Raw genomic sequence first — 15,636 nt, forward strand, 5'->3', positions numbered from 1 at the left:
CATGGCTTTATTAGAAAGTACTCACAGACGTAAAAACCCGCTAACGGGGCGCTGGGTATTAGTATCACCGCATCGTAATAACCGCCCGTGGTTAGGTGCTACAGAAGCAGTAAACGAAAGCGTACTACCAAAACACGATGAAAGCTGCCCTCTTTGCCCAGGCAACACCCGTGCAAATGGCGACAGCAACCCAGATTACAAATACACCCATGTATTTAGAAATGACTTCGGCGCACTTACCCCTAATGAAAGCGAGCAATCGCAAAGCTTAGACTCAGACAGCGATTTATTTATTGCTGATGAAGCAAGCGGCGAATGCCGTGTGATTTGTTTTTCACCAGAGCATAACAAAACACTGCCAGAGCTTGAGCACGATGCCCTACACGAAGTAGTAAAAACCTGGAAAGACAACTACACAGAACTTGCACAACACTATGAATGTGTTCAGGTGTTTGAAAATAAAGGCGAGATCATGGGTTGCTCGCAACCTCATCCACACGGCCAAGTATGGGCACATGCGCATTTATCAACCGAAATAGAAGCCGAAGATACGCAGCAGCTTGCTTATTATAAAAAGCATGGCAGCGCGATGCTTGCCGATTACGTGCAAAAAGAGCAAGCAGATAAAACCCGCGTCGTATTTGAAAACGAGCACTGGCTTGTTGTAGTGCCTTTTTGGGCAGCGTGGCCGTTTGAAACACTGCTTGTAACTAAAGATAACATTCAAAACTTTAGCCAGCTAAACGATGCGCAAACAGACGCCTTAGCACACGCGCTTAAAGTATTAACCACTAAATACGACAACGTATTTAATTGTAGCTTCCCGTATTCTATGGGATGGCACAATGCACCGGCTAATCGTGGCTCAGATGAGCAACATTGGCGCTTACATGCCCATTTTTACCCGCCGCTACTTCGCTCTGCCACCGTTAAAAAACACATGGTTGGCTACGAAATGCTAGGCGAAAGCCAGCGCGATTTAAGCGCAGAAACAGCTGCCTCTATTTTACAAGCAGCCAGTACCACACACTACAAAAAAACAGCAGGACACACAGATGACGCTTAACGATTTTCAACAACAATTTTTATCACTGTACGGTGCGCCTGCTCAAGGTATTGCTGCAGCACCTGGGCGTGTAAACCTAATTGGCGAATTTACCGATTATAACGACGGCTTTGTATTTCCGTGCTCGTTAGAGTTTCGTACTCAAGTTATGTTTAAAGAGCGCGACGACAACATCATTACTGTGCATTCGTTAAATTACCCAGGCGAAAAAGACAGCTTTAGTGTTGATGAAGACATCAGCGAAGGGCAATCGCAATGGGGTAACTATATCCGTGCCGTGTCATTTGTACTAAAGCGCGCGGGCCATACTTTACGCGGCGCCGATTTACTTATTGACAGTAACTTACCGCAAGGCAGTGGCTTATCTTCATCGGCGGCATTAGAAGTGGCCATTGGTGGTATGTTTAACCATATTGCACAGCTTGGTTTAAGCGAAGAAAAAATTGCCTTACTAGGCCAAGAAGCCGAAAACGACTTTATGCATTGCCAATCGGGCATTATGGATCAGCTTATTTCGGCAAAAGGCGAAAACGGCCATGCGCTTTTAATTGACTGTGAAAACCTAGCAACTGAATCAGTAAAAGTACCCGATGATTTAAACATTGTTATTGTTAACTCTAACTACCCACGTAAATTGGTAGATAGCGAGTACAACCAACGTCGTGTTGACTGTGAGCAAGCAGCTGCAAAAATGAATGTAGCCACGCTTCGTAAAGCCACCATGGACACGCTTGAAGCAACTAAAGATGCACTAAGCGAAAACGAATACAAACGTGCACACCATGTAATTAGCGAAAACGAGCGTGTAATTGCAGCAACTAAAGCGCTGCAAAATAACGACATTGATACGCTGCGAGAGCTAATGGCGGCATCGCACCAATCGCTTAAGCATTACTTTGAAGTAACCGTACCAGCAACCGACGGCCTAGTAGAAATTTGTAAAGAAGCGATGGGCGAACGCGGTGCAGTACGTATGACCGGTGGCGGTTTTGGCGGTGCGATTGTGTGTTTATGCCGTGATGCAGAAGTACCACTTATCAAAGCAGCGGTTGAGCAGCACTACTTTGAACGTTTTAATTTAAATGCCGACATTTACGTATGTTCAGCAGGTTCAGGATTACAAATTACGTCTTTTTAAACATCATTAAGGAATAAGCATGGCAAAGGTTAATTGGGGTATTATTGGGTGTGGCAATATTGCTCACACCTTTGCTAAAAGCATTGCGCATTGCGCTAATGCACAGCTTATTGGCGCTGCATCGACCAGCGAGCAACGCGCAAAAGAATTTGCCACACACTATTCAGTTAAAGGCTATGAGAGCTACCAAGCCCTTATGCAATGCCCACACATTGACGCCATATATATTGCTAATACCCACGAGCAACACTTTAAAACTATTGCGCAATGCTTAGTGCACGATAAGCATGTACTCAGCGAAAAGCCCATTACTGTTAATGCACAGCAACTCATAACCCTTAGCCAGTTAGCCGAGCAACAAAACTGCTTTTTAATGGAAGGTGTATGGATGCGCTTTTTACCTGCCATAGTAAAACTGCAGCAGTTATTAAGCGAGGGCGTAATAGGTAAAGTACACAGTGTTAATGCCAACTTTAGCCTTGCGGGCAACTTTGCTGACTCACACCGTTTAATGAACCCTGCGACTGCAGGTGGTGCATTGCTTGATTTAGGTATTTACCCTATATCAATTGCCGATGTGGTATTTAATAAAGCCCCTGAACAAATTAAATCATTAGTACATAAAAGCACGACCGGCGTAGATGAGCGCAGTGTAACCCTTATAAATTACGGCCAAGGGCAATTTGCGCAGCTTAGTAGCGCGTTACAACAAAATGGCCCTACCGAAGCCTGTATTTTAGGGGAGCACGGGTATATTCGCATTGCTGAATTTGTTGGTGCACAGTCGCTAGAGCTTCATTTAAACGCCCAGCAAATGAAGCAGTTTGATTTTAGCTTTAATGACGATGAAAACTTTAAATTTGAAATTGCTCACGTTAGCGAATGTATTTTACAACAACAAACACAAAGCAATGTATTACCGCTCAGCACAAGCCTGCGGGTAATGCACATAATGGATACGCTTCGTGCGCAGTGGCAGCTTAAATACAGCGATAGCGTTGAAGCCCATGAGCTAGATTAATAATAAAAAATACACACAACAAGGATACACAATGACAACCACACACACGTTAAAGGCGCTTTCAAAAGCCTTGCTGCTAGCAACGGGCTGCTTAACAGCAAGTGCTGTTTTTGCAGATCAAAAAACGCCTGAGCAACTCTACCCACCTTTAACCAGCGATGTACTTCCTGAGCTTGCTGCTAAAGGTAGTTACAGCGTTGGCGTACAAACGCTTGATTTAATAAATCCCGCGCAGTTTGACCCTGCAACCCAAGGGGAAAAAGATCGCCCTTTAAAAGTAGAAGTGTGGTACCCAGCAGCAAACAGTGCAAACGCACCCTTAACCAGCTACAGCGACATAACCCGTACAGGTAAAGCGTTTACCTTACAAGCCGATGCCATGCGCGATGTAGCCATTAATAACAAAGAGCACTACCCTGTTATTGTGCTCTCACACGGTTATACCGGCTATCGTACAATTATGTATTACTTAGGCGAACATTTAGCATCGCATGGGTACATTGTGGCAGCCATAGATCATACCGACTCAACCAATGCAGATGTTGATTTTAAAAATGCGCCGTTTTCGGGCTTTTTTAGTACCCTTATAAACCGCTCACGCGATCAACAATTTGTACTTAACTACTTTAACGAACAAAACAACTTTGCCAGCAAGCAAGTAGATAACAAAAAAGCAGGCGTAATTGGTTACTCTATGGGTGGTTTTGGCGCGGTTAATACAATTGGTGGCTGTTATGACTTTAACGAGCAAACCACTGCAATGTTTACCGGTATGAAAGACCCTGCACAAATTAAACAAGTTCAGCAATTACTCAATAGCTGTGCAGGTGGGCAATATAAAAACCCACAAGTAGATACACGCATAAAAGCTATGGTGGCCTTTGCGCCTTGGGGCGGGCAACATAACTTATTTAATGCCAGTGCTATGCAAAACATTAAAGTGCCTTCGCTTTATATCGCGGGTAGCTTAGATGATATATCCGGTTATGAAGGCATTAAAAACCTATATAACCAAACGGGCAGCACCGACAAGTACCTGCTTACTTACAAAAATGCGCGCCATAATATTGCGCCGCACCCTGCTCCTGCTATTGCCAAACGTAGCAGCGAATTAGATATAGGCCATTACTACGAGCCATCGTGGTCAATGCGCACCCTAAACGAGACCAACAAACACTTTGTACTTGCTATGATGGACTGCCACGTAAAAGGCATTACCAGCCAATGTGAATACCTAGACTTACCACAAAATGGCGACCAAGCTGTGGTTAATGGTAAGCCACTGCCAGCATGGCATGGGTTTGATAATCGTTTTTCTACTGGTATGGATTGGCAACAAGCTAAACCGCGCACCAAGTAACACAAACTTTGGCGGCTATTTTTATATTTAGCCGCATACGCACTTAAAATAATGCTGCTATAAAACACCTGTTATTTAAAAGAGTTAGCAAATAAAAACAGCGTGCTTATTTTTTAAACGGCTATTTTAAGAAAAAATCATTGCCATTAATGTAAGTTAAAGGCAATCTAGTCATATATAAGATAAGATAAATAACACAAATATCATGTCAAAATACATACTCTCAATTGATCAAGGAACCACAAGCTCTCGGGCCATCTTGTTTACAAAAGATGCAGACGTTTTTGGCTCAGCACAACAAGAATTTTCGCAGCATTTTCCGCAAAATGGTTGGGTAGAACACGACCCTAACGATATTTGGCAAACCGTGCTAAGTACCAGCCGCGAAGTATTAGCAGATAAAAACGTTAAGCCTGAAGAAATTATTGCCATTGGTATCACCAACCAACGTGAAACCACTTTAGTGTGGAACAAAAAAACCGGCAAACCTATTTATAACGCCATTGTGTGGCAAGACCGCCGCACCAGCGATTACTGCGAAAGCCTAAGCACTGACGAGCTTTGCCAAACCATAAGCGATAAAACCGGCTTACTGCTAGACCCGTATTTTTCGGCCACTAAAGTACGCTGGATTTTAGACAACGTTGAAGGCGCACGCGAACAAGCCCTTGCAGGTGAACTGGCGTTTGGTACCGTTGATACCTACTTACTATGGCAGTTAACCGGTGGTAAAGAGCACCGCACCGACGCCACCAATGCATCACGCACTATGTTATTTAATATTCATACTCAGCAATGGGATCAAGAACTACTCGATTTATTCGAAATTCCTGAATCTATGCTGCCCCAAGTGATGGACTCAGCCGACGAGTTTGGCTCAACCAGCGATGAGATTTTTGGCGCACCAATACGCGTATGTGGTATTGCCGGCGATCAGCAAGCAGCCCTTGTTGGCCACGCATGTTTTGAGCAAGGTATGGCAAAAAGTACTTACGGTACGGGCTGTTTTTTAATGCTGAATACCGGCGAAAAAGCACTTACCTCTGAAAACCGCTTACTAACCACGGTGGCTTACAGGCTAAATGGCAAACCAACATATGCCATTGAAGGCAGCATTTTTATGGCAGGCGCCACGATGCAGTGGATTGTTGAAGGCTTAAAACTATTAAGCCATGCCGGAGAGAGCGAATCGTTAGTAAAAGATGTACCGCTTGATCATGGGGTATTTTTAGTGCCTTCGTTTACAGGTTTAGGCGCGCCCTACTGGGACCCAAATGCACGGGGCGCTATTTTAGGTTTAACCCGCGACTCGGGCATTAGCACCATTGTTGCTGCTGCGCTGCAATCGGTTGGGTATCAAACCAAAGACTTACAAAAAGCAATGGAGCGTGATGGCTTACGCCCAAGCGTGTTACGGGTAGATGGCGGTATGGTTAAAAATAACTGGGTACTGACCTTTTTATCAAACATTTTAGGCGCAACGGTAGAGCGCCCAACAGTGACCGAAACCACCTCTTTAGGCGTAGCATACTTAGCAGGCTTACAAACCGGTGTGTATGAGTCAACTGAGCAATTAGCAAAAATGTGGACCTGCGACCGACGTTTTGAGCCAACAATGAGCGCTGACGAACGTAACGATTTATACGCAAAGTGGCAGCACTGTGTAGCGCAAGTTTGTCTCTCTAGTGACGATAGCAAACAAGCGTAAAACGCCCAGCCGCTAATTAAAATTAGCGGCTTACAAAACACCGGCAACAGCGCTTAAATGGCGCGTTGTACGCTGTATGTTTTAAAAAGATCAGGATTAAAAATTAACAAGCAAAAAGCGTGGTTATCTATTGTCAAATAAGAGCCACAGCTTTATGATGCTATATGTCTTATTTATATTACAAATAAAAAGGTTAGCTCGGTGGAATTAGCAGATAACGAATACGACTTACTCGTCGTCGGTGGCGGTGTAAACGGCACTGGAATAGCAGCTGATGCAGCAGGCAGAGGATTAAAAGTTCTATTGTGTGAACAATCAGACCTTGCCAGTGCAACGTCTTCAAATAGTTCTAAGCTGATCCACGGCGGTTTACGCTACCTTGAACATTACGAATTTAGATTAGTAAAAGAAGCCTTGGCTGAGCGCGAAGTGCTGCTTAAAAATGCCCCGCATATTATGTGGCCGCTTACCTTTAGGCTACCGCACCAATCGCACCTACGCCCAGCATGGATGATCCGCATTGGCTTATTTATGTACGACAACCTAGCTAAGCGCGAAACACTTGCTGGCTCGCGTGGCATTAAATTTGGTGAAAACAGCGTATTAGAACCTTCAATTACAAAAGGGTTTGAATACTCAGATGGCTGGGTTGATGATTCACGTTTGGTAATTTTAAACGCCTTAGCTGCCCAAAACAAAGGCGCGACCATTGCTACGCAAACCAAGTGCGTAAGTGCAAAACGCATCGATAACCAATGGCAGGTAACGCTTGAGCAACAACAAACTAAGGCGCAACAAACTATTAAAGCCAAAGGTATTGTTAATGCAGCGGGCCCGTGGGTAGCAAAATTATTTGACGAAGCACTGATAGAAAAATCGCCACAAAATATTCGCCTTGTTAAAGGCAGCCATATTGTGGTGCCGCGTATTCACGATGAAAAACAAGCCTACATTTTACAAAATAAAGATCAGCGCATTGTGTTTGTTATACCGTTTGAAGATGACTACTCGCTAGTAGGCACCACCGATGTTGAACACAAAGGCGCAGCGCAAGATGTAAAAATTAGTGATGAAGAAATCGATTACTTAATCGATATTACTAACAGCTACTTTAAAAACCACATTAAACGCGAAGACATAGTACATACCTTTTCGGGTGTGCGCCCACTGCTTGATGACGAATCAGTGAATGCACAAAAAGTAACGCGTGATTACAAGTTAGAGCTTTCAAGTGAAGGCAAACACACACCACTGTTAAGTGTGTTTGGTGGCAAAATTACCACCTACCGTAAACTTGCCGAAGCTGCAGTGAATAAGCTTGAAGAATTTTACCCACAAATGAGTGAAGCGTGGACCAAACACAGCGCCTTACCCGGTGGCGATTTTAGCTCGGTAGAAGCGCTGACCAATGAGCTTAAAGCGGCTTATAGTTGGTTACCAGAAATCACTCTTAAACGCTTTGTACGTACCTACGGGACTCGTGCAAAACTAATTTTAGGCAGTGCAACCCAGCTCAGTGATTTAGGCCAAGACTTTGGTCATGGCTTATTTGCAGCAGAAGTCGATTACTTACTAAATGAAGAATGGGCGGGTAACGCTTACAATATTTTATGGCGCAGAAGTAAACTAGGACTGCGCTTTAATGAAGCACAAGTCGCAACGCTTAATCATTATATTACGCAAAGCCAAGCGGCTAAAACAGCTTAACAGCCGCTTTAACCCTTACTTAATTTAAGAACTAGCCCCCAATGATTGCACAAGCAATATTGGGGGCTTTTTTATATTACTTGGTTTTATTACTATTAAATAAGTAGTTAAAACCACTTAACGTAGCCTCTTTTACGTCAAACTCTAAACATTGCACACCAATGCAATTTAACGCATGGGTAAAGCAGGTATTTAGTTGCTCTGTGCCAATAACCACTACTTTAGAATTATTCACCAATTGCCATTCACTGGCATGGCGTGCAGCGCGTACATCGCTACCAATAAGCACGCCCGACAAGTATGCCTTGGCTTGCACTGGTGTTAACTCTTTTGAAAGCTGGCGCGTACGGACACTAAAAATACCGTGCGCCAAATTACCGCTGTCACTGCCTAACGTGAGTTCACAGCCTTGCTCAAATGCATGCCAATCAAACTCCCCCGCTTCACAGTCGTTAGGAATAAGTACACTTTGATGACATAGCAAGTCGTATAATTCGCCGGTCATTGCGGTTTTAAAACAGATAATTTGACCATCTTTTAACAGCACCCATTTAGTATGGGTACCGGGTAAACAAATGAGTACGTTGCCTTGCTGATAGGCCGGGTTTTGTTTTAAAAAACCTAAAATTTGCAGCTCTTCGCCGCGCATTACATCAAATAAATTGTTTTGTAATGTGCATTTTGTACCAGGCAAAGCACTGACTTTGTTACCTGCACAATCAAAATTAATTGCGCCACTAAGCAGGCTTTCGGGGTTTATGGGGCACGCTAAATAAGGGGTTTCTTTCCAGCCAATACTTGAGGTGATTTGCCCTGCCATATAAATAGGTAAAACGCCGTATTCGCTGGTCCATGGTGCAACGACACCAATTAAAGTATGTTCAAAGTTTTGTTTATCTCTAATCACACCTGGGCCGTCGCGCTGAGCAATTAAAGTTAACTGCCCTGTGGTATTTACGCCGCATAAATAGGCGCGTAAATGACTCGTGCCCCAATCTACGGCTATAAAAAGGTTTAAGTGCTGCAACTTAGAGCCTCCCACCGTCAATTTTAATACCTTGACCGGTGATCATACTGCTTTCGTCGGCAGCTAAAAAAAGTGCCAAATTAGCTACATCTTCAGGGGTTACTAACTTTTTAAGTGCCATGGCTTCCATCCACTTCACTTGCTCTTGCTCAGTAAACCAACTGGCTAATTGGCGGTCGGTGGCAACCCAACCCGGCAAAATAGCATTCACCCGAATACCAAATTCACCATAATCGCGCGCCAGTGCTTTAGTCATGCCGATTAAACCGGCCTTTGCCGTTACGTAACCCGCCATTTGTGGCTGCCCCATGATGGCATTGATAGAGCTAAAATTAATAATACTCCCCGCGCCTTCGCTTTTCATAAAAGACATAGCGACTTGCGAGGCAAAAAACGCCGGATTTAAATTAATTTGTAGGCATTGATCCCAATCTTGTACTGTAACGTCTTCACTGGCTTGACGGCGGTCGTTGGCTACATTGTTTACCAGTACATTTATAGCGCCTAGTTCAGCACATGCATCTACCAAAGATTGCTGTAAAGCATTTGAGTCGGTTACATCAACCTGTCTAAACCACAATTTGGCGTTAGGCAGTGAGGCTATAAGAGATTGGGCAGCCTCGTTATTAATATCTATAAAGGCAATTTTGGCAGCTTGAGCGGCGAACGCCTTTACCATTGCACGGCCAATGCCTGAAGCGCCCCCGGTAATAAAAACAACTTTGCCAGAAATACTGGGGTAGTGAGCGTGATTATTCAAATGCGTTTCTCCATAATACAGACTGCCCCTCTCAATATTTATAATTATTTGCTAAAGAGGATTACTGTTACAGCTGTGTTAAAATACTTGCCTTTAACAAAGTTTATAACATATCCTTTCGTACATTAATATGATATATGATATATAATAAAGCAATAACTCATTCGGATAACGCTCAATGAAAAGCCAACCTCGTCAAAATTTAACACAACAATTAACCCATGATTTAGGCTTTGCAATTGTGCGTGGCGTTTACCCAGTTAACGAAGGCCTGCCCTCAGAAGCTGACCTATGCGTAAAATACGATGTGAGCCGCAGTGCAACACGCGAAGCAGTTAAAATGCTCTCTGCTAAGGGCTTAATATCTTCTCGCCCTAAGCAAGGGATCCGCGTACTGCCAGAAAGCAGCTGGAATATGTTTGACACAGATGTACTGCGCTGGATTTTAAGCAGTAAACCGTCGCTTTCTTTATTAAAAGAGTTTACACAAGTACGTGTCGCACTTGAGCCACAAGCCGCTGCCCTAGCAGCTGAAAATGCCAGCGCCGAACAACTTGCTGAAATAGACAACGCACTTGCCCGCATGGCCGATGCAGACCAAGGCTTAGACGATCCGCTTGAAGCCGATATTGCCTTTCATACCAGTATTTTAGTAGCCAGTAATAACCGCTTTTTTGTACAGCTCACTGAATTTATTAGCACCGCGCTGCGCGTAAGTATTCGTTACACCAACCACATTAAAGGTGTGCCAGGGGCCGACGTTGCAAAGCATGCTGATATTTTAGATACGATTAAATCGCGCAATCCAGAGCGCGCTAAAAAAGCAGTAGAAACTATTTTAGAAGAAGCGCTTGAGCTGATTGAGTCTAAACTCGACTAATGGCCTAAAAAACATTATTAAAAAAGGGAGCTAATTAGCTCCCTTTTTACTGCTTGCTATATTTTAAGCTTTGTTAAGCTCAAAAATAAGCGATGTTTGCGGGAATGAAATTGGCATTTGTAGGCCAAATTCCATCAACGCTTCACCCGTAAAAGTTTGCCCGTTAACAGCGGCGATAGACGAAGGTCGGTATTCTTCAAATTTAACAGGCCACACCAAATTAAGTGTGTACTGCGTATCTGCATCTAAACCAACAAAACGAAGCTTATTAGGCGCAGTGCGCGGTGTTTCGCGTACACTGTTATACGCAAATAACGCTTTTGATTTTTGCTCGTCGATTAAACCAAAGTTAATTGATAAATCGTCGCTATCGAGGCGGTACAAATCGGCAGCATGAATAAATTCACGGTGCTCTTTGTGCAGCGAAATAGCCGCTTTAAGCGCATTGTATTCGTGATCGGTCAGCTCACGTGGGTCCATTTCTATACCCATATGGCCAAACATAGATACCGCAGCACGCATTTCAATACTGACATTACGACCTGTGATATGACAATCACGAGGGCCTACGTGTGCACCCATAACCGACGATGGGAAGAAGAACGAACAGCCGCGTTGAATTTCAAGACGGTCAAGTGCATCGTTAGAATCTGACGTCCATACACGGTCTGTGTGTGCAAGCACACCATAATCTACACGGGCACCACCTGAAGAACAGCTTTCTATTTCAAGGCCAGGGTGCGCCGCTTTAATACGGTCGATTAAGCGATACAGTGCCAGTGTTTGCTGATGCACCGCAGGCTTGCCTGAGAAGTTACCCGCGTGGTTTATATCGCGGTTCATATCCCATTTAATGTACTTAATTGTTGGGTATTCAACTAAAATGTCATCAATCGCTTTGTATAGGTATTCAACAACCTCAGTCCGCGTTAAATCAAGCACTAGCTGGTTTCTAAAGCTAAGTTGCTCGTTATTTTCTGAGCCTAATACCCAATCAGGATGGGCGCGGTATAAGTCACTATCTGGGTTTACCATTTCAGGTTCAAACCAAATACCAAACTCCATGCCTAAGCTGTTTACATGGTCAATCACTGGCGATAGGCCGTCTGGGTAAATTTCGTAATCTACGGTCCAATCACCTAGGCCAGCATAATCACCACGGCGACCTTTAAACCAACCGTCGTCCAGTACAAAACGCTCAATACCTAATGGCGCTACTTTATCGGCTAGCTGCTTTAGCGTGTCTACATCGTGATCGAAGTAAATACCTTCCCACGTGTTGTAATGCACTGGGCGTGTTTTTTCGCGCTGCGCCTGGCTAAGTAAGTTAGCTTTAACAAAACGATGAAAATTACGCGACAGTGCACTAAAGCCATCGCTCGAAAACGAGCCATAAATACTTGGGCTTTGATACGTTTGGCCTTTAGCAAGGGTTAGCTCGCCCGGTAATAATAACTCACCCATTTGCACATAACGGCGCCCTTCTGGTAATAGCTCAGCGCGTAGCTTGTTGTTACCGCTCCAACCTAAATGAAAGCCATAACACTCGCCTTGTTGCTCGCCTGCGCCTTCGCTATGAACTAATAAGCCAGGGAATACGTCGTGCGATGTTTTACCTTTGCGGTTTTCGCGTACAAAGCTGCCTAATACTAAATCAACCGATTGGCGTTGAAATTCGTTAGACCAACGTCCTTCAAAGCTCACTAGTTTGTTCATGCTATCGGGTAGTTGGAACGTAGGTGCGGCGCAAAAATTAACGCTTAGCGGTGCATCACTTAAATTAGTTAATACGGTATGCGCACTTAGCACATCGGTGTTGCTATCAAGTGTGATGCTGTGCACTACTTCAATACCACGCAGCTCATCAACACTTACAAACTCTAAACTAGAAGGGGTTGGCTGACGAACATCTTGAAGAGCAGGGCCAACTGACCAAGCTATGGTGTCGTTTGACAGCTCTAGCCCTGGCGCGCCTGTAAAGCCTTCACCTAATAGCGGAGAAAGAGAAATAGGTGCTTCTTCAACCACGGCACATTTTACTTCCTGACGAGTCGCAAGCTGAGTTAGCATTGTTTCAGTTGTTTGCTCAGATAGGCGCTTACCAAAATAAAGTAACGCTGGTGTTTTGCTCTGGCAGTCGAAAATAACGGTGCTGTTTGCGCTGTCTAATCGAAAGAATGGTTTAATATCAGCCATGATTCTCCTGTCCTCTTTAATGAAGATGAGTTTAATACGCGAGTACATTATATGTGTGCTTACTCGCCGCTTACTGCATCAAATTGCAGTCAGTGATTTTAAAATAATAGTATATATCATACAAATTACTTTTAGATAGTGTTTACGGTGTAATTTAGCCAATATTATTACTGGCTATACCAGTAATTAACTTAAACAGCGGTTAAAAATTTAATACCACCTTGAGCAATATTATATTTAGTGGGCTTTTAGCCTGAGGTAGCCATTAAAGCCCCAGCAGGTAGTCACACGTTTAGCCACGCAAAATGATTAAGTATTATTGCGCATGGGTGTTATCTACAGTGTCGATTAATTGAATAAATAAAAATCGGCCTAAGTTACCTTAGGCCGATTTAGTAATGTGTTAACTAGCTAATAAAAAGTGACGTAACTTTTTACTGCTGGTTATTTTGGTGCGTGCACTGGTGGCGTATCTTCAATAGCAGGTGTTTTACCTGCCCACTGTGCATTTAAACCAAACACTACTTTATTAACGATTAACGCAAAGGCTACACATACAATAAGTGTAATTGGCATTAAGTGAATATAGTGTAGTTCAGTATGTAGCGGCGAATTTTCAAACGTCAGCATGCCATACATAACCACGCCTAGAATTACCGCGGCTATACCTGCACGCGCATCTACATTTTTAAACAATAAGCCCACTACAAAAATTGAGAATATAGGCATACTTAATAAGCCGTTTAACTGTTGTAGTAAGTTAATAATGCTGTCGGCTTGCTGATAAATTGGCACAAGCACAAGCGTTAAGCTAGTAAGTAACAACGTAACGTAGCCGCTTAGCTTTACTACACTTGGCTCTTTATTAAAGTAAGCTTCGTGAATATCACACACGTAAAGTGCCGTAGCCGAGTTTAATAAGCTGTTATAAGTAGAAAGCACTGCCGCCGCCATTGCTGCGGCAAACACGCCCGTTAACCATGCAGGCATTACATCACCTACAATTCGGCCATAAGCTGCATCGCCAATGTCGCCATACAATTTGTACGAAATAATACCCGGTAGTACCACAATCGCCGGTACAATTAAAAAGCGAATACCCGCTGCTGCAAATATCCCTTTTTGCGCTTCTTTAACGTTTGGCGCAGCCATTGCACGCTGGGTAATGGTTTGGTTAGTACCCCAGTAATACATTTGAATAAAGATCATACCGGTTAAAAGCGTAGGCCAAGGGATTGGCGAGTCAGCATCACCAATTAATGTTAAGCGCTCTTGTGGAATACCGCTAAAGTCGTAATCAATCGCGTTAAGCGCTAAAAATACGACCAGTATTGCCATACCTAACACTAATAAACCATTGTAGGTATCGGATACGGCAACCGCACGTAAGCCACCAAAAAATGCATAAATAGCCCCTACTAAAGCGAATGCGGTCGCTATGTACATTAGCGGAATATCAACCTTAAACATGGTTTGCATAAATAGCGCACCAGAATAAATAACCGCAGGCATGTAAATTAGCGCGTTACCTAAAAAGAATAAGCCACCAATAACAGCGCGAATGTGCTTGTTGTTGTAGCGTTTTTCTAACAGCTCCGTGGTGGTTGTACAGTTGTACTTGTAATAAACAGGAATAAATACTTTGGCTAAAATAATAAGCCCTAAAATAGCCGCCAATTCCCACCACACGAGCAAGGCCATTTGATTGCCATTCATACCCACCAGCTGGTCGGTACTTAAATTTGTGAGCGTAATTGAGCCTGCTACAAACATCCAAGTAAGGCCACCGCCCGCTAAAAAATACTCTTTTGTTTGATTATCACCACTATTACGGTTTTGGCCTCGGCACTTCCAATATGTAAGTCCACCAATTAAAGCGGTTACAAAGAAAAAAACCACCAACTGCAAAATGTTGTCTGACATGTGTGTGTCTCCAGCGCGTTAAACGCAATGTCTGTCTATGTGAACGTATTAACCTATGAAGGCTAATTAATAAATTGCACCTTACAGTGCGTGTGCATCTCGACTTAGTTCTAACTTAATTTGCTTTAATGGCATAAGTTCAGGATGCTGGTTGTGACGCTTTACTAACGCATTTAACTGAAACAACGAAATAAGCATGCTGTTAAGTACGCTCAGGTAACCTTGTTTGTGTAAATTGGCAATGGTATCGCTGTCTAAAGTTTGCAGTTTATCTTCATCAACAGTGCTCAAACCTTGAATAGTTTGCGCCTCGCCTTGTTCAAACTGCAAAACAATATCTATGTTTTTAATAAGCCCTAAACGGGCAATTTCTTGGGTAAATTGATACGTTTGGTAATCATTTTTTAAATCGCTTTCTAGTAGCTTTTGCTGCGCACTTAAATACAGGCTTGGGTTGCCTTTGGCATCAAATAGCGGCTCGCCTTGCTGGGTATTAACGGCTGAGCTTTGCTCATCAATAGCAATAAAGTAATCACTGCTATTTGCCTCACGAGTGAGTAAATAAAGCGGCTGGGTTTGCATGCACACAGGCGTGTAAAGCGCTTGCCATTGATTGTTACTCACAAATAAACTTTGCTGAGCACTAAAGCTGGTTAAGCCCGAAATAGTGTAGCTGCCGTTGTGTGCGTTACGCGCTAAAAAAATAGGTAAATCGCAGGCCGTTTTTGCTACTTCGTTTGCACGCAGATTAACTAAGTGCTGTGTTTTTGCGTATTCAACACCCGCATTAGGGTTAATTTTTATTGCTTGGTGCTGAGTATTTGATAGTTCACTAATTGCCATAGTTACA

12 protein-coding genes are annotated in these 15,636 nt (G+C 43.5%); 7 read left to right on the top strand and 5 right to left on the bottom strand.

The genetic code is table 11. The features are described from left to right. Position 1: 1 nt before the first annotated feature. From MTN96_RS09910 to glpD, 6 genes are all read left to right on the top strand, one after another. Complete coding sequence (locus MTN96_RS09910; RefSeq protein WP_248531430.1) at positions 2-1,066, top strand: UDP-glucose--hexose-1-phosphate uridylyltransferase; 1,065 nt, start codon at positions 2-4, stop codon at positions 1,064-1,066. Continuing rightward, positions 1,056-2,204 (top strand): galactokinase, encoded by a 1,149-nt coding sequence (gene galK / locus MTN96_RS09915; RefSeq protein ID WP_024032028.1) that lies wholly within the window; start codon positions 1,056-1,058, stop codon positions 2,202-2,204. Before MTN96_RS09910 ends, galK begins: the two co-directional genes overlap by 11 nt. Before the next feature lie 19 nt (positions 2,205-2,223). Continuing rightward, positions 2,224-3,225: a Gfo/Idh/MocA family protein gene (locus MTN96_RS09920; RefSeq protein ID WP_248531432.1), complete on the top strand. Its 1,002-nt coding sequence runs from the start codon at positions 2,224-2,226 to the stop codon at positions 3,223-3,225. Between the two features lie 31 nt (positions 3,226-3,256). Continuing rightward, positions 3,257-4,585: a dienelactone hydrolase family protein gene (locus MTN96_RS09925; RefSeq protein ID WP_248531434.1), complete on the top strand. Its 1,329-nt coding sequence runs from the start codon at positions 3,257-3,259 to the stop codon at positions 4,583-4,585. A 205-nt stretch (positions 4,586-4,790) separates the two neighbouring features. Further along, positions 4,791-6,293, top strand: coding sequence for a glycerol kinase GlpK (glpK, locus tag MTN96_RS09930; protein WP_096041021.1), 1,503 nt, complete (start codon positions 4,791-4,793; stop codon positions 6,291-6,293). 201 nt (positions 6,294-6,494) lie between these two features. After that, the gene (gene glpD, locus MTN96_RS09935; protein WP_096041020.1) at positions 6,495-8,000 is read left to right on the top strand and encodes a glycerol-3-phosphate dehydrogenase; all 1,506 of its coding nucleotides are present in this window, start codon (positions 6,495-6,497) and stop codon (positions 7,998-8,000) included. Between the two features lie 76 nt (positions 8,001-8,076). Here the strand turns inward: glpD and MTN96_RS09940 are convergent, their stop codons facing one another. Both MTN96_RS09940 and MTN96_RS09945 read right to left on the bottom strand, forming a co-directional pair. Beyond that, on the bottom strand, positions 8,077-9,027 hold the full coding sequence (locus tag MTN96_RS09940) for a 2-dehydro-3-deoxygalactonokinase (protein ID WP_248531436.1): 951 nt from the start codon (positions 9,025-9,027) through the stop codon (positions 8,077-8,079). 1 nt (position 9,028) lies between these two features. Further along, on the bottom strand, positions 9,029-9,787 hold the full coding sequence (locus MTN96_RS09945; RefSeq protein ID WP_024032022.1) for an SDR family NAD(P)-dependent oxidoreductase: 759 nt from the start codon (positions 9,785-9,787) through the stop codon (positions 9,029-9,031). 178 nt (positions 9,788-9,965) lie between these two features. Between MTN96_RS09945 and MTN96_RS09950 the strand changes: the two genes are divergently transcribed. Next, complete coding sequence (locus tag MTN96_RS09950) at positions 9,966-10,667, top strand: FadR/GntR family transcriptional regulator (protein WP_004588172.1); 702 nt, start codon at positions 9,966-9,968, stop codon at positions 10,665-10,667. Between the two features lie 63 nt (positions 10,668-10,730). Here the strand turns inward: MTN96_RS09950 and MTN96_RS09955 are convergent, their stop codons facing one another. From MTN96_RS09955 to MTN96_RS09965, 3 genes are all read right to left on the bottom strand, one after another. Further along, positions 10,731-12,863, bottom strand: a complete 2,133-nt coding sequence (locus MTN96_RS09955) for an alpha-galactosidase (protein WP_248531437.1) — start codon at positions 12,861-12,863, stop codon at positions 10,731-10,733. 444 nt (positions 12,864-13,307) lie between these two features. Next, complete coding sequence (locus MTN96_RS09960; RefSeq protein ID WP_024032020.1) at positions 13,308-14,786, bottom strand: SLC5 family protein; 1,479 nt, start codon at positions 14,784-14,786, stop codon at positions 13,308-13,310. A gap of 81 nt (positions 14,787-14,867) precedes the next feature. After that, positions 14,868-15,629, bottom strand: coding sequence for a SapC family protein (locus MTN96_RS09965; RefSeq protein ID WP_248531439.1), 762 nt, complete (start codon positions 15,627-15,629; stop codon positions 14,868-14,870). Positions 15,630-15,636 lie beyond the last annotated feature (7 nt).

It is taken from the genome of Pseudoalteromonas sp. 2CM28B, from assembly GCF_023161935.1.

What these genes read in the sequence shown, in the direction of transcription:
- MTN96_RS09950 (WP_004588172.1), top strand. Translation starts at nt 9,966, where the DNA reads ATGAAAAGCCAACCTCGTCAAAATTTAACACAACAATTAACCCATGAT.
- MTN96_RS09910 (WP_248531430.1), top strand. Translation starts at nt 2, where the DNA reads ATGGCTTTATTAGAAAGTACTCACAGACGTAAAAACCCGCTAACGGGG.
- MTN96_RS09965 (WP_248531439.1), bottom strand. Translation starts at nt 15,629, where the DNA reads ATGGCAATTAGTGAACTATCAAATACTCAGCACCAAGCAATAAAAATT.
- MTN96_RS09920 (WP_248531432.1), top strand. Translation starts at nt 2,224, where the DNA reads ATGGCAAAGGTTAATTGGGGTATTATTGGGTGTGGCAATATTGCTCAC.
- galK (WP_024032028.1), top strand. Translation starts at nt 1,056, where the DNA reads ATGACGCTTAACGATTTTCAACAACAATTTTTATCACTGTACGGTGCG.
- glpK (WP_096041021.1), top strand. Translation starts at nt 4,791, where the DNA reads ATGTCAAAATACATACTCTCAATTGATCAAGGAACCACAAGCTCTCGG.
- MTN96_RS09925 (WP_248531434.1), top strand. Translation starts at nt 3,257, where the DNA reads ATGACAACCACACACACGTTAAAGGCGCTTTCAAAAGCCTTGCTGCTA.
- MTN96_RS09960 (WP_024032020.1), bottom strand. Translation starts at nt 14,786, where the DNA reads ATGTCAGACAACATTTTGCAGTTGGTGGTTTTTTTCTTTGTAACCGCT.
- MTN96_RS09955 (WP_248531437.1), bottom strand. Translation starts at nt 12,863, where the DNA reads ATGGCTGATATTAAACCATTCTTTCGATTAGACAGCGCAAACAGCACC.